At 51.4% G+C, this 18,061-nt stretch carries 14 protein-coding genes and 5 tRNA genes; 12 read left to right on the top strand and 7 right to left on the bottom strand.

Annotated elements, in window-relative coordinates; genetic code table 11:
• Together AYW79_RS12430 and AYW79_RS12435 are read left to right on the top strand one after the other, a co-directional pair.
• A partial coding sequence (locus AYW79_RS12430) for a CoA-acylating methylmalonate-semialdehyde dehydrogenase (RefSeq protein WP_067566526.1) occupies positions 1-1,331 on the top strand: 1,331 nt, incomplete at its 5' end.
• A 22-nt stretch (positions 1,332-1,353) separates the two neighbouring features.
• Positions 1,354-1,929 carry a class I SAM-dependent methyltransferase gene (locus AYW79_RS12435; protein WP_067565020.1) on the top strand — a complete coding sequence of 192 codons (576 nt, stop codon included), beginning with the start codon at positions 1,354-1,356 and terminating at the stop codon, positions 1,927-1,929.
• Positions 1,930-1,946: 17 nt separating this feature from the next.
• Here the strand turns inward: AYW79_RS12435 and AYW79_RS12440 are convergent, their stop codons facing one another.
• On the bottom strand, positions 1,947-3,233 hold the full coding sequence (locus tag AYW79_RS12440) for a hypothetical protein (RefSeq protein ID WP_067565017.1): 1,287 nt from the start codon (positions 3,231-3,233) through the stop codon (positions 1,947-1,949).
• Positions 3,234-3,404: 171 nt separating this feature from the next.
• On the opposite strand from AYW79_RS12440, the gene AYW79_RS12445 reads away from it, so the two are divergent.
• A tRNA-Tyr gene (locus AYW79_RS12445) sits at positions 3,405-3,485 on the top strand.
• Between the two features lie 8 nt (positions 3,486-3,493).
• On the opposite strand, the gene AYW79_RS12450 is transcribed toward AYW79_RS12445, so the two are convergent.
• On the bottom strand, positions 3,494-3,916 hold the full coding sequence (locus tag AYW79_RS12450) for a hypothetical protein (RefSeq protein WP_067566529.1): 423 nt from the start codon (positions 3,914-3,916) through the stop codon (positions 3,494-3,496).
• A 174-nt stretch (positions 3,917-4,090) separates the two neighbouring features.
• Positions 4,091-5,068, bottom strand: coding sequence for an MraY family glycosyltransferase (locus tag AYW79_RS12455; protein ID WP_231877870.1), 978 nt, complete (start codon positions 5,066-5,068; stop codon positions 4,091-4,093).
• A 371-nt stretch (positions 5,069-5,439) separates the two neighbouring features.
• On the opposite strand from AYW79_RS12455, the gene AYW79_RS12460 reads away from it, so the two are divergent.
• From AYW79_RS12460 to AYW79_RS15630, 5 genes are all read left to right on the top strand, one after another.
• Positions 5,440-5,515: transfer RNA gene (locus tag AYW79_RS12460), tRNA-Trp, on the top strand.
• Between the two features lie 16 nt (positions 5,516-5,531).
• A tRNA-His gene (locus AYW79_RS12465) sits at positions 5,532-5,607 on the top strand.
• A 3-nt stretch (positions 5,608-5,610) separates the two neighbouring features.
• Positions 5,611-5,685 (top strand) — tRNA-Gln (locus AYW79_RS12470).
• 7 nt (positions 5,686-5,692) lie between these two features.
• Positions 5,693-5,768: transfer RNA gene (locus AYW79_RS12475), tRNA-Lys, on the top strand.
• Positions 5,769-6,219: 451 nt separating this feature from the next.
• Positions 6,220-6,390, top strand: coding sequence for a hypothetical protein (locus AYW79_RS15630; RefSeq protein WP_156481878.1), 171 nt, complete (start codon positions 6,220-6,222; stop codon positions 6,388-6,390).
• Positions 6,391-6,408: 18 nt separating this feature from the next.
• Here AYW79_RS15630 and AYW79_RS12480 read toward each other — a convergent pair whose 3' ends face one another.
• Complete coding sequence (locus AYW79_RS12480) at positions 6,409-7,080, bottom strand: hypothetical protein (RefSeq protein ID WP_067566534.1); 672 nt, start codon at positions 7,078-7,080, stop codon at positions 6,409-6,411.
• 303 nt (positions 7,081-7,383) lie between these two features.
• Between AYW79_RS12480 and AYW79_RS12485 the strand changes: the two genes are divergently transcribed.
• The 4 genes from AYW79_RS12485 (at position 7,384) to AYW79_RS12500 (ending at position 14,934) form a co-directional block, all read left to right on the top strand.
• Positions 7,384-9,129 carry a type I restriction-modification system subunit M gene (locus AYW79_RS12485; RefSeq protein ID WP_197460996.1) on the top strand — a complete coding sequence of 582 codons (1,746 nt, stop codon included), beginning with the start codon at positions 7,384-7,386 and terminating at the stop codon, positions 9,127-9,129.
• On the top strand, positions 9,126-10,448 hold the full coding sequence (locus AYW79_RS12490) for a restriction endonuclease subunit S (protein WP_067566539.1): 1,323 nt from the start codon (positions 9,126-9,128) through the stop codon (positions 10,446-10,448). The genes AYW79_RS12485 and AYW79_RS12490 overlap by 4 nt, the downstream gene beginning before the upstream one ends.
• The gene (locus tag AYW79_RS12495; protein ID WP_067566541.1) at positions 10,445-13,570 is read left to right on the top strand and encodes a type I restriction endonuclease subunit R; all 3,126 of its coding nucleotides are present in this window, start codon (positions 10,445-10,447) and stop codon (positions 13,568-13,570) included. Before AYW79_RS12490 ends, AYW79_RS12495 begins: the two co-directional genes overlap by 4 nt.
• A gap of 149 nt (positions 13,571-13,719) precedes the next feature.
• On the top strand, positions 13,720-14,934 hold the full coding sequence (locus AYW79_RS12500; RefSeq protein ID WP_067566542.1) for a restriction endonuclease: 1,215 nt from the start codon (positions 13,720-13,722) through the stop codon (positions 14,932-14,934).
• 58 nt (positions 14,935-14,992) lie between these two features.
• On the opposite strand, the gene AYW79_RS12505 is transcribed toward AYW79_RS12500, so the two are convergent.
• The 3 genes from AYW79_RS12505 to AYW79_RS12515 all read right to left on the bottom strand — a co-directional run bounded on the left by AYW79_RS12505 (position 14,993) and on the right by AYW79_RS12515 (position 17,659).
• Positions 14,993-16,174, bottom strand: a complete 1,182-nt coding sequence (locus tag AYW79_RS12505) for a tyrosine-type recombinase/integrase (protein WP_067566543.1) — start codon at positions 16,172-16,174, stop codon at positions 14,993-14,995.
• Positions 16,175-16,292: 118 nt separating this feature from the next.
• Positions 16,293-16,493 (bottom strand): helix-turn-helix domain-containing protein, encoded by a 201-nt coding sequence (locus AYW79_RS12510; RefSeq protein ID WP_067566545.1) that lies wholly within the window; start codon positions 16,491-16,493, stop codon positions 16,293-16,295.
• A 272-nt stretch (positions 16,494-16,765) separates the two neighbouring features.
• Positions 16,766-17,659: a replication-relaxation family protein gene (locus tag AYW79_RS12515; protein WP_067566550.1), complete on the bottom strand. Its 894-nt coding sequence runs from the start codon at positions 17,657-17,659 to the stop codon at positions 16,766-16,768.
• Between the last annotated feature and the right edge of the window lie 402 nt (positions 17,660-18,061).

An 18,061-nucleotide genomic window follows, 5' to 3' on the forward strand; every position in this document is an offset into this window, starting at 1 on the left:
CTACGCTGGAAGACGTAAACGCGGCGGTCGCGGACGCCGCACACGCGTTTAAAACGTGGAGCCGCGTGCCTGCTCCTAAGCGTGCGCGCATCATGTTTTCCTTTCAGCAACTACTCGTCAAGCACTGGGATGAACTCGCCCAACTTGTCACGATGGAGAATGGAAAGAGTTTTAAAGAGGCGCATGGCGAAGTGTTACGTGGTATCGAATGTGTTGAGTTTGCAGCGGGTGCACCTACGCTTATGATGGGAAATCAATTGTCGAGTATCGCGACAGATATTGAATCAGGGATGTATCGCTATCCGATCGGAGTCGTCGGTGGCATCACACCGTTTAATTTTCCGATGATGGTGCCGTTTTGGATGTTCCCACTCGCGATCGCCTGCGGGAACACATTTGTGTTAAAGCCGTCGGAGCGTACGCCGCTTACCGCCAATCGCGTCGCTGAGTTGCTCTCCCAAGCGGGGCTCCCGGATGGTGTATTCAACATCGTGCACGGTGCGCGTGACGTCGTCAATGGAATGCTTTCCCATCCGGATATCACTGCCATCTCTTTTGTGGGGTCGCAGCCTGTCGCGGAATACGTTTACAAGACGGCGGCAGCGAATGGAAAGCGCGTTCAGGCGCTCGCTGGGGCGAAAAATCACACGATTGTTTTGCCGGATGCGGATCTTGATCTTGCGGTAAAAGAGATTGTTGGGGCCGCCTACGGGTCGGCGGGAGAGCGCTGTATGGCGTGCGCCGTCGTGGTTGCGGTGGGCGATGTTGCGGATGAGCTCGTTCAGCGGTTAAAAAATGCGGGCGATGAATTGATCATCGGGAATGGACTCGAAGAAAACGTTTTCCTCGGTCCGGTCATTCGACAGTCGCAAAAAGAGCGCGCCACTTCTTACATTGAACACGGTGAGCGGGAGGGTGCGATCGTCGTGCGCGATGGACGAAACGACCCAGTGTCTGAAGATGGGTATTTTCTTGGCGCGACGCTTCTTGATCACGTGAAGCCTGGGATGAAAGTTTGGACGGATGAAATTTTTGCACCGGTGTTATCGGTTGTTCGCGTTGAAACGTTTGATGAAGCGATTCAGATCGCGAACCAGTCCGATTTTGCTAATGGGGCATGCCTTTTTACGGACAGCGCGAGTGCGATTCGGAAATTTCGCGAAGAGATTGACGCGGGAATGCTTGGTATCAATCTCGGCGTACCTGCCCCCATGGCATTCTTCCCGTTTTCCGGCTGGAAGAAATCCTTTTATGGAGATCTTCACGCCAATGGCAAAGATGGCGTGGAGTTTTATACGCGCAGGAAAATGGTAACGGCGCGCCATTCATGACATCTTAAAAAGGGGATTTAAAATGGGACATCGCTTTGATCCGGCACACGTAGATCGCTTGTTGAGCGCTGAACGTATGAAGCTTTTACCTCCTGATGAAACGCTGCAACTTCTCGATGTGCGAGAAACGGATGACGTGGCAGATATCGGGTGTGGTCCTGGCTATTTTTCTCTTCCGTTGGCAGCAAAAACGAAGGGCTCAGTGTATTGCGTTGATCTCTCTTCCGTGATGCTTTCCTATGTGCAAAAGCGCGCTGCAGAGGCGAATTGCCAAAACGTTACTACGGTCGAGAGTCCAGCAGAAAGTATTGCGCTTCCTGATCACTCTGTTGATCGAATTTTATGTTCGTTTGTCCTTCACGAGGTGGATGACCTGTCACAATCGCTGAAAGAATTCATTCGAATTTTAAAACCGAGTGGCAAGATGTTGCTCATTGAGTGGGAAAAAAAGGAGAGCGAGTTTGGACCACCGATTCATCACCGTCTCTCCTCCGCATCGCTAGGCGCTGCTCTCACAGAGCTTAACGTTTCTCACCAGTTGCACCATTTGAATCCTGTTCACTATGGATTTCTTGTCGATTCGTCTGTCGTCGCTTAATTGAAGTTGGTTTTTTCTTATGCGGGTGGACGAACGCCGCCGCTCTGGAGCGTCTTGACGAACCCGGTGATTACTGAAAGAATTCCACCTATTTGTAACAAGCCTAAAATGATGCTTACAGGCTCGGATAATGCGCGCGGTTGGATCAGGATGAGCGAAAAGCTGATCAGAAAACCAGCCGCGTACATGATCGAGCCTCGTTTTGCATTGTCTTTTTGCACCATATCGTCTAAACGTGGAGCTGATTTTCGATCTGGCGCGTGGGAGTAACGGTACTCATAGCGTAAAAAGGGGATGATCTTGTGCATATACGCGAGTTGCAGAGGAAACAGTCCGCCAAGGATCATGAGATATGCGATAAGGGTCACAGAGATGTGAATCCAGCCGCTAAAAACCGCGAGTGCAAGCAGTGCGGAAAGGATGAGAAAGCTGGATGAGAGCAGCGCGGCGATAAGCGGAAATGCAATTCGTCGTCTTTTTCTCGCCTGCAAAATTCGCACACTGTCACGTACAAAGAGTGTGAGAGAGACAGCGTTTAGGGAAGCGCCGATCCACTGTAAGGCGCGTGAAAAAAGCGGGGAGATATGCAGGAGTGGAAGCAATCCTGCAACGAGGAGAAGGGTTAGGCTGATGAAATACAGACGCATAACGAAGTGAGGTATAACCCGGTACCCGTGACTAAGGGAAAACATAGGGATAAATTTGTAACTGATCACCATCACGAGGCTGATCCAGAATCCAAAAAAGCCAAGGGTTGCGTGTGTGACCAACCATGGGTTTGACCCTGCTACGCGATGAGTCGCAAGGAGTAGCCCGACGAACATGACGATGGGGAGCGAAATAAGCGGGAAAGCCATAAGTTTGTGAACGGCGGTTTGATTGCGCGCTCGGCGTAAATGTGCGAAAAGATATGTACCGTACACGATGGTTATCAGAAGTAAAAGGGATCCGCCCCACGCCACGATGTTCCACTGACTCTGAATAAAACCGAGAACCATGAGAAGCACGGAGATTGTGTGTGTGGGGAGATGCCAATAGAGAACGCGGCGACTGAGCGGGGGCGCTTGAAATGCAATCGGGATGAATTGCCATAATACACCACAGGCTGCGGTTAGCAGTGTGCCAAGAATGATGGCGTGAATGGCGGCCAGGAGAAGTGGATCACCCAGATTCCCAAGAAGTGCTTGGGGAAGCGCGATGCTAACCAGAAGCAGTGCTGGAATGCTCCAACTGAGTGAAGTGATCAGATAATACACAGTTGCCGATATGCTCTTTTTTTGAGTGACTGCCTGATTGACAGACATGATATCCCTCCGACTTCTGTGTCGCAAGGGAGTTTTAAACGCCATTCGATACAAGGATTCATGCGGCGCGTTGCGACAGGATGAGCATACCACAGACAGAAAAAAAGAGTGTGATCAACGGGTTTTCTTTTTCAACAAGTTGGTGTTATACTAGGAAAGCTGTGACGGCATGGAGGGGTACCAAAGTGGCCAACTGGGGCGGACTGTAAATCCGTTGCGCAAGCTTCGTAGGTTCGAATCCTATCCCCTCCACTCGAAAATCACAGGGTTTGTACATGCTTGGGTCGCCTTATTGAGGCGACCTTTTTTGTTGCGGCTCGAAACGCACACCTTATGAGGGGATAAAGGAGCATCATGCTGCCGCTGATCAAACTTGCAATCGATACTTCGGTGAGCTGTACATCTTGATAAAGGAGACCGGCAGCAAGACCGATCAGCGATGAAAAAAGGGTTGCAATGGCGGTGATGCGCGGTTTATAAAGGAAAGGTATGCCAGAAAACACGATCAGAATTCCAAAAAGAAAGTTTCCACCGCCGTCTCCTTCAAGCTGTGGAATTTGTGCCGTTGTACCTGCCTCTGCAATGCGAATGCCTTGAACCGCACAAGTAGCCCCGATGGATACATAGAGTATTGTGACAAAAATTCGCAGAACGATGTTTCGCGAGATGGGCACCTTTTTCATGACCCAATGTCATCCCCTTGTATCGCTTTCCTGATGGTGATTGGCCGCCTGCCCCTTGTTTTGACTGCTTGTCACATTGTATTTAATGAATGCCATTTTTAGTCGTACATCTGGATAAATAAAAACCCCACATCCTCGTAGATTGTGAGGGTGTGGGGTTTAGAACGAAATGAACTAGCGGGTAGTGATCGCGATGAGAATGGAGGCGAGACAGAATGCTAAGGCGACAAGGTACATAACACTGACCGTTTGAATTTGGGTCAACCCTGACGCCATAAGGCGATAGTGGCCGTGCGTTCGATCTGCTTTATGTACAGGTCGACGCTCGCGAACACGTCGCAAGACAACGTATAGGGCGTCGAAAATTGGAACTCCTAGAGCAAGAATCGGTACGAAGATGGATACGACGGTAGCTGACTTGAATGCTCCCATCACTGCGATGGCGGCGAGCACATAGCCGAGAAAGGTCGATCCAGCGTCCCCCATGATAATGCGTGCCGGATAGAAATTGTATCGCAAGAAAGCGAGTGTGACGCCAATCAGTGAGGCGGCGAGAATGGCGGATGTGCTATCACCTTTTATCGTTGAGATGATCATCAGGGTTGTTGCACTGATTGCGGCAATCCCACCAGCCAAGCCGTCCATGCCGTCGAGGAAATTAAACACATTCACGATTCCGACGACCCACACAATCGTGAGAAAATCCCTTAGCCACGGTGAGAAAGTGATAAAGTAGGCACCGTGAACAGGGTCTTCAATGCCACGAATCACTACGCCCGAGGCAACTAAAAAAGAGGCGGCAATGATCTGCGCCGCAAATTTTGGCCAAGCCGGAAATTCTTTTCTTCTCGTCTTTGCATAATCGTCAACCATGCCGACGATAAACATAAGAAGAGCACCGCCTGCCATTCCGATAAATGGTTTGTCGGTGCGCCACGTCGCGTGTAGAAAGTCGTGCCTGACGAGAATCGTTGATAACATAAATGCGAAAAGCATCGCAGCCCCTCCCAGCATGGGAAGAGGACCTTTATGTGCTTTGCGCTCTGTCGGGAGATCAACAAATCCAGTTTTTATGGCAACGCGACGCATTGCCGGAACGAATGCGAATGCGAATAAGAAGGATAAGAGTGCAGACACCACGTCAAGAAACAAAGGAGAACCTCCCACGGGTCTTCACGAATGGACTTTCCCTGATTATAGAAAGCCAGTCCTTCATTCGTCAATACGAATCGCGTTTATTTACGCGTTTCATTCATATTACATGAAAAAATAAGCCTGATCAACGTCGAGATCGCTCTCCTTTCGCAAGGACAGATCCATGCATATCCTTATATTCCTTTGATCATTGACACAGAACTGACTTTCAATGGTGTTCACAAAATGGCTATAGAGGATGTTCAAAAGTGCGGTCTGGTTTTAATGAAGCGGTGAAGCGTGTGCGCTCGATGTGGGTAAGAATGAATCGGGGATTTGACATTTTACGCCCCCCCGTGTATACTTCAAAAGCGTTGTAACTAGGATGTAGGGGCGTAGTTCAGCTGGTAGAACGGCGGTCTCCAAAACCGCATGTCGTGGGTTCGAATCCTGCCGCCCCTGCCAGTGATTCAACGACGTGGTGGGCGTGGCGAAGTGGTTAACGCACCGGATTGTGGCTCCGGCATACGTGGGTTCGATCCCCATCGCTCACCCCATGTTGGGGAGTCGCCAAGTGGTAAGGCAACGGACTTTGACTCCGTCATTCGTAGGTTCGATCCCTACCTCCCCAGCCAAACATAAGAGCCATTAGCTCAGTTGGCAGAGCACCTGACTTTTAATCAGGGTGTCGATGGTTCGAGTCCATCATGGCTCACCAAAGAAAACCGCGCGGTTGCGCGGTTTTTTGCTATGGGTAGAGATACGGAGGTGGCAGGGATTGTGGTTTGGTGCAACTTTGGTGCAACTGAGGGGTATGGATGGTGAAGGAAGTTATGGTCAGGCGGTTCTAAGCGTCTGAGATCTTATGATATGCGGAGTCGGCGGTCTGGATCGTCAATGGGATTAATACGCTGGTAATTCATATGTGTTCCCATCGCGAGATGCCTTCGCGCATATATTATTCCCCCAAGGGAAAGACAATAAGGCTCGTGGTGTGGTCCTCATGCACAATAATACATATAGTATATTGATTGGTCGTGCCTTAAGCAGCAATGCGGCACGCATAAGGGAGCCGCTGACCACTGGATGGGTAGAACAAACGGCAAACGCGAGCATCAGCACTCACCGCAGTGCGTTCGATGTGGTACAATAACAGTGGAGGTGTAAACATGGGTGATGTACGAAAGGTTGTTACGCCTGATCTTGAAAAATCGTTTTCTAAGCAAACTCAAGGCATGAAAAGTGTGATTGAACGTGCAATGCAGCAGGGCACAATCAAACAGTTGACGAACCGTGCTGGGAAAAGCGTAGAAGTATCGAAAATCAAAGGATCGCGATAAGTTGTGTGATGCATCTGCTTAGGAATCGCTTGTGTCCTGCAGCGTTTTCGCAATCTCAAGTTGTGCCTTCGTGAAGAGTTCGTATACAAGACCTGTTCGCGCGTCTATATATGTGCGTACAGGAAGATAAAGCCACTCATTCAGGCCCGCCATTTCATCCGTATTTTCAAGCGTAATTCCTTGCGACAGGTCCTCCGGTTTAAAGGCGGATCTTAAGACACCGGTCACATTACCCTGAGTGCCATCTAACAATGATGTGATTCTTATGCAAAGTTCTTCCTCTGAACCTAGGAATACTTCCCACGACTCCGCATCGTCGAAGCTTGGTAGCCCATTGCCCATCCGTTGCTCATTCCGTTTTTTGGCCACCCAACGTATCAATTTCGGCTTCACAATCCGCTCAACGCCAAAGGCTAATAGAAATGATATACAGAGATAAGCGAAAACCCCGGACAATTGGCTTATCTGACCGGACCATTCTGCAAAGGATAGCGCTTTCTGCTCAATAACTGACCATAAGAGCCATCCAATCAAGATGCCTGGCAGGTTGTTGAGAATTGCATATATTGTGGATTCTAGTTCGGACGATTCTCTTTTTCGATCCTTGTAATTTGGGTCAAGTGCTGCATTGAGTCTAGAAGCAACCAAACCAGGTACTAAAAAGACGGTAATGCTAATGACACTATCCACGCAAGAGCCTCCCACACGAACCTTAATGAGTATTTACGCCATATTCATACCCGCCTATGCTTTCGGTAATTGAGTCATGCTTTATCACAGAAATGCTACATCAGCAACTGGATAAGTCAAAGTATAACAGAATCAGGCTCATACAACGTGTGTGCCAGCCCATTTTCGATGGGTTGTATTATTACGTCTATATCACTATCCCCCGGCTGTTTCTGGTATTATTTTATATGATCTTACGAATTTGATATGGAGAACTTCCTCACTTTTAATAGAGCAGAAACAAAGCAAACAAGGAGACTCAAAATCATGAACCAGCAATCCCTCTCCGCCTTCATCTGGTCCGTCGCCGATTTACTGCGCGGTGATTACAAGCAATCTGATTATGGCAAGGTCATCTTGCCTTTTACTGTGCTACGCCGTATGGACTGTGTGTTGGAGGCCACTAAGTCGGCTGTGTTAACGGAGTACACAAAGAAACAAGCAGAGGGGGTCAATCCGGACCCCTACCTTGTCCGCGAATCTGGTCAGAAATTCTACAATACCTCGCCGCTGGACATGAAGAAACTGATGGGCGATCCGGATCACATTCGCGAGAACCTGTACAGCTACATACAAACATTTTCACCGGCCGTGCGTGACATTTTCGAGAACTTCGAGTTTCACACGCAGATTGAGCGTCTCCATAAGTCGGGGCTGCTTTATCAGGTGACGGAGAAGTTTGCGCAGATCGATTTGCACCCGGAAAACGTGGACAACCACCAAATGGGTTTGGTGTTCGAGGAACTCATCCGTAAATTTGCGGAAATCTCCAATGAAACGGCTGGAGAGCACTTCACTCCACGCGAAGTCATCCGCATGATGGTACATCTGCTGTTTATCGAGGACGACGAGGTGCTTTCCAAGCCTGGCGTGGTGCGAACCATTTACGATCCCGCTGCAGGCACCGGCGGCATGCTCTCGGTTGCTGGCGAGTACCTAGTCGAACATAATCCGCAGGCCCGATTGACCGTCTTCGGTCAGGAACTCAACTCAGAATCGTACGCCATCTGCAAAGCGGACATGCTCATTAAGGGGCAAGACGTCACCAACATCGCGTATGGAAACACGTTGTCTGACGACGGGCATCCGAATAAGCACTTCGACTACATGCTCTCGAATCCGCCGTTTGGCGTGGAGTGGAAAAAGGTTGAGAAAGAGGTGCGCAAGGAGCATGAGCAGCAGGGCTACAACGGCCGATTCGGCCCCGGACTGCCGCGCGTATCTGATGGTTCGATGCTCTTTCTGCTGCACCTGATTGCCAAGATGCGCCCAGCAAACGAGGGCGGTAGCCGGTTCGGGATTGTGCTGAACGGATCGCCATTATTCACCGGAAGTGCGGGCAGTGGCGAGAGCGAGATCCGCCGCTACGTGCTGGAAAATGACCTACTGGAAGCCATTGTTGGCCTGCCGACCGACATGTTCTACAACACGGGCATCTCTACCTATGTGTGGATTGTGTCCAACCGCAAGCCCGAACAGCGGCGGGGCAAGGTGCAACTGATTGACGCCAGCGAATTCTGGCAGAAGATGCGAAAATCCCTCGGCAGCAAGCGCAAGGAACTCGCAGAGGACCATATCGCTGAGATCACGCAGCTTTTTGGAGACTTTGCGGAAGCCCACAAAGACGGCAAACCCATCAGCCGCATCTTTCGCAACAGCGACTTTGGCTACCGCACCATCACGATCGAACGCCCGCTGCGCGACGAGCAAGACAACATTGTGCTGGGGCAAAAGGGTAAGTTCAAAGGCAAGCAACAGCCAGATTCCAGCCTGCGTGACACAGAGAACGTGCCGCTAAATGAGGATGTTGAAGATTACTTCAAACGCGAGGTATTGCCCCATGTGCCGGATGCTTGGATCGATCACGATAAGACCAAGGTGGGCTACGAGATTCCCTTCAATCGGCACTTCTATGTTTTTCAGCCACCGAGATCGCTGGAGGAAATTGACGCCGATTTGATGGCTGTGACTGAGCGGATCCAGTCGATGCTGGAGGGATTGAAGGCATGAGCTTTACGCGATATGAAAAGTACAAGGGCAGCGGTGTGGAGTGGTTGGGTGAGGTGCCGGAGCATTGGGAAGTAAAGCGGATCGGTTATTTTTTTGAAGAGCGCAGGGAGAAGGTTAGCGACAAAGACTACCCACCGTTATCTGTCACGAAAAATGGAGTAGTTCCGCAACTTGAATCTGCGGCGAAGACTGACGATGGTGATAACCGGAAGAGAGTTTGTAAAGGCGATTTTGTCATCAATAGTCGTTCTGACCGCAAAGGTTCGTCTGGGGCCGCCTCCTTAGATGGTTCAGTGTCACTTATAAACATAGTACTTAAAACTAGGGGTGCGGTTCGAATAGACTATGTTCACCACCTTTTTAGGAGTTTTTCGTTTCAGGAAGAGTTCTATCGTTTTGGGAAAGGAATTGTAGCAGATCTGTGGAGTACGAATTATTCTGAGATGTGCAACATCACAATGGCTATCCCCCCTGTTTCGGAGCAACATGCAATTGCCGAATTTCTTGACAACGAAACAATGAAGATAGACATGTTGTTGGAGGAGCAGGAAAAGTTGATCAACTTGATCAGGGAAAAGCGCCAGGCGGTTATCTCCCACACCGTGACTAACGGGCTCGATCCCACCGCGCCAATGAAGGATTCAGGCATCGAATGGCTGGGTGAGGTGCCGGAGCACTGGGGTGTGGTTCCACTGAAAACGGTAATCTCTACTATAGAGTCGGGCACCAGCGTAAACGCGATCGATACACCTGCTTTACAAGGGGAACTTGGAGTTCTTAAGCTCAGTTGTGTATACAATGGGAGGTTCGACCCATCTGAAAACAAGACAGTTTTGCCTGAAGAGGTGGAGAGGGTCTCATGTTCTCTACGTGCTGGCTGTTTAGTTGTTAGTCGGGGGAACACTCCCGACTTAGTTGGATCTGCTGGCCTCGTAAAGGAGGACCATGAGGGGATCTTCTTGTCGGATTTACTTTGGCAAGTCCATTGTACAAATGTAGAGGCAGCATTTGCGCACTACTGGACATTAACACGAGCATATCGGTGGCAGATTCATCTAGCTTGCACCGGTACTAGTTCAAGTATGCAAAAAATCACTAAGGGGAAGTTCCGGCAGTTTGTTTTTCTGCAGCCGCCACTGTTAGAGCAAGAGGATGTGGTAAAATTCCTCGACACAGAAACTGACAAGCTTGACCGATTAGTGAACCAAGCAGAACGAGCTATCGAGCTACTAAAAGAGCGTCGTAGCGCCCTCATTTCCGCAGCCGTCACCGGAAAAATCGATGTGCGCGGCCTTGCTGCAGAAGGGGTGACGGCATGAGCCTACATAAGGAAATCGAATTCGAAAACGACATCTGCAATCATCTGGCATCACATGGGTGGCTTTACGACCAAGGCGACGCACAATCTTACGACCGCCACCACGCCTTGTTCTCCGAAGACGTCCTGACGTGGGTACAGCAAACTCAGCCCCAAGCCTGGGAGGCCCTCGCCAAGACTCATGGCTCAGCGGCAGAAGTCACGTTACTCCATCGCCTGCGCAAGCAACTGGATGCCCGTGGCACGCTCGAAGTGCTGCGGCATGGCATGGAGATGCTGGGCTTGCGTCAACCGCTGCAACTCGCGCAATTCAAACCCGCGCTGGCGATGAACTCGGGGTTGCAGTCGAAATACGCTGCCAACCGTCTGCGCGTCGTGCGACAAGTGCGCTATTCGCAGCACAATGAAAACGCCATCGACCTCGTGCTGTTCCTCAACGGCATCCCCGTCGCCACAGTGGAACTGAAGAGTGACTTCACACAGCGGGTGGAGGACGCGGTCGATCAATATCGGTTCGATCGCGATCCGCATCCGAAAGGCAAACCTACCGAACCGTTGTTGGACTTTCCACGCGGAGCACTGGTGCATTTCGCGGTGAGCAACTCTGAAGTGCAAATGACGACGAAGCTGCAGGGTGCGGCCACCAGTTTCCTGCCATTTAACCGAGGCGACGATGGAGCGGCGGGCAACCCGGTCAACGAACGCGGTCATCGCACTTCCTACTTGTGGGAGCAAGTATGGGAACGGGAGAGCTGGCTGGAGATTATCGGTCGCTATCTGGTCACAAAGCGCGACAGTAAAAAGCAGATTTCATCCATCATCTTTCCGCGGTATCACCAACTGGACGCTACGCGCAAACTGGTCGCGGAGGTACTCAAAGAGGGATCGGGGCAAAAGTATTTGATTCAGCACTCCGCAGGGTCAGGCAAGACCAATTCCATCGCTTGGACGGCACACTTTCTCGCCGATTTGCACGACGCAGCGTACAACAAAGTATTCGACTCGGTCCTCGTGGTGAGTGACCGCAATGTGCTGGATGACCAACTGCAAGAGGCAATCTTTGACTTTGAGCGTACCGCTGGAGTCGTGGCGTCTATCAAGGGTGAGTCGCAAAGCAAGAGTGGCGAATTGGCCAAGGCGTTGTCCGGGAGTAAGAAGATTGTGGTCTGCACGATTCAGACCTTCCCGTTTGCACTGAAGGCCGTGCAAGAGCTTGCGGCTACGCAGGGGAAACGTTTCGCGGTCATTGCGGATGAGGCACACAGTTCACAGACAGGCGAGGCGTCAGCCAAGCTCAAGCAGGTACTTTCCGTTGAAGAATTAAAGGAACTGGCAGACGGTGGAGAAGTCAGCACAGAAGATCTGCTGGCGGCACAGATGGCAGGTCGAGCGAGCGTATCCGGGCTCACGTTCGTGGCATTCACTGCGACACCCAAGTCGAAGACGCTGGAACTGTTTGGCCGACGTCCCAACCCAGAGCAGCCTGCTGGGGACGACAATATTCCCATGCCTTTTCATGTCTATGGTATGCGCCAAGCCATCGAAGAAGGTTTTATCCTCGATGTGTTGCGGAACTATACTCCGTACAGTCTCGCATTCAAGTTAGCGAGTGAGGGCAGGGAGTGGGACGAAAAGGAAGTCGAACGCAGCGAGGCGATGAAGGGCATCATGCGGTGGGTGCGGCTGCATCCCTATAACATCTCGCAAAAAGTACAGGTGGTGGTGGAACATTTCCGCGAGAACGTCGCCCCACTCCTGAACGGACATGCCAAGGCGATGGTGGTCGTCGCTAGCCGTGTTGAGGCTGTACGCTGGCAAATGGCCATCGACAAGTACATCAAAGACCAAGGCTACAAAATGGGCACGCTGGTCGCATTTTCTGGGGAAGTAAATGATAAGGAGTCGAATCCGGATCCGCTAACCGAACACAGCAAGGCCCTCAATCCGAACCTTCGCGGTCGCGACATGCGCGAGGCGTTTAACACGGAAGAATATCAGATTCTGCTGGTGGCGAATAAGTTCCAAACTGGTTTCGATCAACCGCTGCTCTGTGGCATGTACGTCGACAAGCGTCTGGCCGGCATCCAGGCCGTGCAGACGCTGTCGCGGTTAAACCGCTCCTATCGTGGCGAATTTGGAACGAAGGATACCACGTACATACTCGACTTCGTGAATGATCCGGAGGATGTTCTTGCGGCCTTTAAGGCCTACTACGATACGGCGGAACTCGCGGGCGTGACGGATCCGAATTTAGTCTATGACCTTCGGACCAAGATGGATGCCACAGGGTACTATGACGACAACGAGATCGAACGGGTGGTAACTGTGGAAATGAATCCGCGTGCGTCACAGTCGGAGCTGTCTGCCGCACTGGAGCCGGTAGCTGATAGGCTGCTCAAACGCTACAAGGCGGCGCAGGAGGCGCGAGTGGTGGCGAAGGCGAAGCAAGACGGGCACGCCGAACAGGCAGCGGAGGACGAGATGAACGCGCTAATTCTGTTCAAACGCAACCTTGGCGCATTTCTGCGTATTTACGCGTTCCTGTCGCAAATTTTCGACTATGGTAACACCGCGATTGAGAAACGAGCCATTTTCTACAAGCGCCTGCTGCCGCTGCTGGAATTCGGCCGCGAACGCGAGGGCGTGGATTTGTCCAAGGTGGTGCTGACTCATCACAAGTTGAAGAATCAGGGCAAGCGGGATCTGCCGCTTGGTGATGGAGAAGCGGAGAAGCTCAAGCCATTGACCGCCCCCGGCAGCGGCGAGGTGCAGGAGAAGGAAAAGGCGCTGCTGGTGGAGATTATCGCCAAGGTGAACGATCTCTTCGAGGGCGAGTTGACTGATGACGACAAGCTGGTCTACGTGAACCACGTGCTGAAGAGCAAGTTACTGGAATCGGACATTCTGGTGCAGCAGGCCACAAACAACACCAAAGAGCAGTTTGCCAATTCACCCGATTTGGCGAGTGAGTTGATGAACGCCATCATGGATGCCTTCTCGGCTCATACGACGATGAGCAAGCAGGCGCTGGATTCTGAGAAGGTGCGCTATGCACTGAAGGACATATTGCTCGGGCCAGCGCAGTTGTATGAGGCGTTGCGGTTGCAGGGGGATGCGCGCTAGGATAGGGAAGAGTGGGATGTGTGGGCGCACGGCATAATGTAATCTAGCTGCCTTCCTTCCAGTGGCGTTCACGAACTGCAGTTGCAAAATAAATACACAATGTAAACATCGTTCTTAGGGTCAACTGTTTTTATGGGAGGGATACGACCTTGAGCTCTGGAACCTCGCTGAACAGGGCGATTAGTCAGTTTGGGGCAGTTCAAGCAAACTTAGTAAAGTTGGAACGGGTATGGAGCGAGTTGCAAGGGATGATACCGTCGTCGGGTGTTTGGTTTGAAACAAACGAACAGTATGAGGACAAATTGCGTGCGTACGAACAGATTGTAAATGCTTTGCCCGAAATATCTGGCTTCAAACCAAAAACGATGCCATGGGATTTAAACGTGATTGCTCAAGCACGTCTTGATGCATTGGAAATTGGGGAATTCGAGGCGCAAGAATACGTTGAGAGGACGATTGATGCTCCGCGACGAGAAATCCGTGAATATAGGTTCAGACTTCAAAATCTAAGGAAACAGTTAGTACGAAACGCTGTTTCAGACCTGATCGAGAAAGCGGATGACTTACTAGTAAGTCTTGGAGAGCGTTATCGCATTGATGAGTTGGATGATTCAAGCAATGGACGACAGTCAGTGGCGAATGACGTGGAATGGGCTAGACTGAAGGACTTAATCGATGAATTAAATGCATTGCTGGGAGATTCAGTGCGAAGACCGAGTCGATGGGCTGACTTGTTACGCCATCTAAGTTTTGCACAGTTATGGGATTTACACGACTTCGTGAAGGTGGATTGGCCAACCGTGAAGTCATCCGTATGGTCAGCCTTGGCCGATGACGACGACCCAATTCCATCAGAGGTTTCTGATTTGAGTGAATTGGTATCTCAAAAACCTGCTGGTCCCATTGCGACAAGGTTGTTGTGGGAGAACTTGACCGACGATGAATTCGAAAGATTGATCTTCATTCTCATCAGTTCTGAAGGAGGATACGAGAATCCAGAATGGCTTATGAAAACCCGCGCAGCAGATAAGGGGCGGGACTTGTCTGTAACCCGTGTGATCAAAGATGGTCTAAGCGGAGTGACGCGGCAGCGCGTTATCATCCAGTGCAAGCATTACTTGAAAACCAGTGTTGCGCTCGAAGATATCAGTACGTTGCAGGAGCAGATAAAGCTGTGGCAGCCTCCACGCATAGATGTTTTGATTATCGCGACATCAGGTCGGTTTACCGCTGACGCGGTCGCTTGGATTGAACAGCACAATCAGTCGCATTCGGCTTTGAGAATCGAAATGTGGCCGGAAAGCCATCTTGAAAATCTGTTGGCCAGTAGACCTGCGATTGTCGGGGAGTTCCGGTTGAGATAAGTTTCTTGTTCCTTGACCATAGCGCGACCGTTCGAAAGGTGCTTGACCCTTGGTTCCCTTATAAAACACCCCCCTGCTTGGATCTGTCAAACAGCATCGACTCCATCTTGTCTGTGGCACTCTGCTGCATGTGGGGCAGGACATGGCTGTATCGATCCAGCGTCATGGTGACGGAGGCGTGCCCAAGCCGCTCGGCCACGACCTTTGGATTTTCCCCAGCCAGTAGCAACAACGTGGCACAAGTATGGCGGAGATCGTAGAATCGGATATCGGATGACAGGTCCGCAGCCATCAAGATGGGTTTGAAATGGCGACGCAGCACGTTGTTCTTGCGTAGTGGCTCACCTGCGGCGGTGGCAAAGACAAATCCGTGATCGACGTACTTCCCTTTACTTCGTAGCCGTTCCTGTAATTGGTTCTGGCGGTGATCGCGCAGTAAGTTGGCGGTTGTGGCGGTGAGGGGGATCTGTCGCCGACTTCGTTTGGTCTTTGGCTCCTTCAGACGCCAGCCTGTGCTGAGTCGTTCCAAGGAATGACGGACGAAAATGGCTCGGTGTTCCAAGTCGATATCTTGCCAACGTAGCCCCAGCGCCTCACCTGGACGCAATCCTGTTTCCACCATCAAGGCGAACAGAACATGCAGCCTATCTGATACGGATGCCTCTAAGAACCGCACTGCCTCGTCTGGAGTGAGCGAACGCATTTCTTTCACCTCGGCGCGAGGGCGTTTCATGTGTTCCATAGGGTTGCGTGCAAGCAGCCCGAGTGCATGTGCTTGTTTCATGGCCTGTTTGAGGATCGTGAACACGTATTGGGCGGTACGAATCGTCTTTTGGCCTTCTTGGTTTTCGGAGTTTGCCACCTCGTTTATCAGCTTCTGAAATTGCATGGGCATGCCTTGGAGCCGATTCAGGGTGATGGTGCCCATGCGCGGGATGACGTATTTCTCCATCGCGTAGCGATAATCCGCGCAAGTCCTTGGTGCGACACGTGGCTGGACATACTCATCCAGCCACGTGTCGAGAAATTTCGATAGCGGTAGTTTACTCGGTTCGACGAACGTGTTTTGATCGCGCTCTGTTTCCATCTTGCGGGCATATCGTTCCGCATCTTTGCGGGTTCCGCGCACCAGGTGGTTGTGGAAAATCTGCTTCCCCTGTTCATCGCGGCGGACGTACATTCGTACCAACCATCGGTCTTGCCCATTCTTGTCTTTTCCGTGTGGAATGACGTTGGCCATGCGATTCCCCTCTTTGACTTATAAATTCACTGGATTCATCGCTCTGGCAGGTGGGGAAGTCAAGCGATCATTGGAAGGCGGGTGCAAGAGCGGGCGATGTGAGGACGACGTCAGGTGCTCATCTTGTATTCTTGCGCCATCCACCGTCCCAAGCCTGTCCCCCCATCTCTATCCACGCTTCCAGCGCTTGTTCATCGAACCGGATGAGGCGTCCCACCCGGACGCTGGGCAGCACCTTCTGCCGGGTCAATCGATAGACAGCATCTTCGGTGACTCCGAGACGTTCGGCGACATCTGTCGCGGTTAATAGACGTTTCATTGCACTTCACTCCTCTTCTGATTCAGAGATTTCACTTTCGCTGCGGAAATGACGATGAACGGGGCTGTTTACCCAGCACAGTCGCCCCGTCGTCGCCTGAACTCCGGATGCGGGGTAGTTCGGCGAGGTAGACAAGTGAAGCGCCCGTGTCGGCCCACACGCGCCCCAGCACGCCGGAATCTTGAAGCAGGGGCAGGGTGACACCCTCATGTCTGGGATAGGTAGCCTGCTCCAGATGTTCGTGGAGCAAATCGCGATCCAACTTTCGAACCTTACCCACGCTTCTGTCTGGGAAACGGCTGCTGTCGAATCTGTTTGCCAAGAGGAACACTGCGATCCCCATATCTACTTTCCAACCGGGGAAAGTCCTGAATGGACACCACGGTGTCTTCAGCGCCAGTCCATACGGAACCGAACACCCCTTGTATGTCCAGTGCATTTTCTGTCGTCGCCCATAGGACGGGCGTCGGTCCTTTTGAAAATAAGTTGGATTTGAGGTGATTCCAGATTTCCAAGATACGCGCCGAACGTCGATGGTCGCGGGTGACAAACAGCACATTGGCCAGGGAAAGGTTGTTCCAGAAAGGCTTAAGAACATCGATATACTGCCAGAGCTTGTGGTGAATGACCCAGAGATGCTCGCTTCCGGTGTCGTACTCGAGATGAAATACCACTTCACTGCCATTTTCAAATTGATAGGTGCCAATCCCGTCGGGTCGCAGAGGTGTTGTCTTTTGTTCCTTTGCAGTGGTCACAGGATATCGGTCGCCACTATCGCGCATGCCAATCCAGTTGACGAGTCCCTCCGTCGTGGGACGCGCCATGCTCCCTTGGATGAGATCGGTGAAGAAGCGGTTGCTTCGGTACAGATGGGCTGTCTGACCAGAGAGAACGCCTGTCTGTTTCAGAAGTCGGGGCCGGTACTCCTTCGTCAGCCCGAACGCCACCTCCACGCCGATTTTGGATAACATCCAGCCTTTGACATTGCGTTCGACAAAACCGAGGGGGAGCGACTGTACCCAGTCTTTGTCTTTGAGGGAGTGAAACGCTTTGTAAATGGTCTTGTGTTCATAGTGCAGCAGGATAGCGAGTTGAGCTACGGTGAGCAAGCTGTAACGATAGAGCGCGAGGACGATCTCGCTTTCAATGCGACGAGGCACCAACATGGGGGCTCCTCCTGTCTCAGGGGCGGCGAATGGGATATATGTCCCTTGTTCGAAGCGTCAACATTTCCGCACGCGGTGCGGCTTCCGGCGCGTAGGTGCACAAGAATATGCCTCCGAAAGGCACTCCCCAAGTGACTGCGTAACCTTCTCCGAAGATTCACCCCCTTTCAGGCCTGCCGAGATGGTGACCTAGCCACCTCAGAAATAGAAAATCGCGGTCTTTCAACCGAGATAGCCAGTGTCAGAAAGTCCCCGGCAGCTCTATTAGTCAGCGACTGACGTACCTCCTCTCTGAGTCATGTTCTGATGCTTCTATCGTAGATATGGAAAATTGTGTTTGTCAATCGAATAGTTGACCATGCTGCTAACTGAAAAGTTGACCACCCGGCATAATAAAAAACT

The organism is Ferroacidibacillus organovorans (genome assembly GCF_001642725.1).
Lineage (GTDB): Bacteria > Bacillota > Bacilli > Alicyclobacillales > SLC66 > Ferroacidibacillus > Ferroacidibacillus organovorans.

Bases quoted from the DNA above. Each gene is read 5' to 3' on its own strand.
- AYW79_RS12435 (WP_067565020.1), top strand. From the start codon at position 1,354: ATGGGACATCGCTTTGATCCGGCACACGTAGATCGCTTGTTGAGCGCT.
- AYW79_RS12440 (WP_067565017.1), bottom strand. From the start codon at position 3,233: ATGTCTGTCAATCAGGCAGTCACTCAAAAAAAGAGCATATCGGCAACT.
- AYW79_RS12450 (WP_067566529.1), bottom strand. From the start codon at position 3,916: ATGAAAAAGGTGCCCATCTCGCGAAACATCGTTCTGCGAATTTTTGTC.
- AYW79_RS15630 (WP_156481878.1), top strand. From the start codon at position 6,220: ATGGGTGATGTACGAAAGGTTGTTACGCCTGATCTTGAAAAATCGTTT.
- AYW79_RS12490 (WP_067566539.1), top strand. From the start codon at position 9,126: ATGAGCTTTACGCGATATGAAAAGTACAAGGGCAGCGGTGTGGAGTGG.
- AYW79_RS12495 (WP_067566541.1), top strand. From the start codon at position 10,445: ATGAGCCTACATAAGGAAATCGAATTCGAAAACGACATCTGCAATCAT.
- AYW79_RS12505 (WP_067566543.1), bottom strand. From the start codon at position 16,174: ATGGCCAACGTCATTCCACACGGAAAAGACAAGAATGGGCAAGACCGA.
- AYW79_RS12510 (WP_067566545.1), bottom strand. From the start codon at position 16,493: ATGAAACGTCTATTAACCGCGACAGATGTCGCCGAACGTCTCGGAGTC.
- AYW79_RS12515 (WP_067566550.1), bottom strand. From the start codon at position 17,659: ATGTTGGTGCCTCGTCGCATTGAAAGCGAGATCGTCCTCGCGCTCTAT.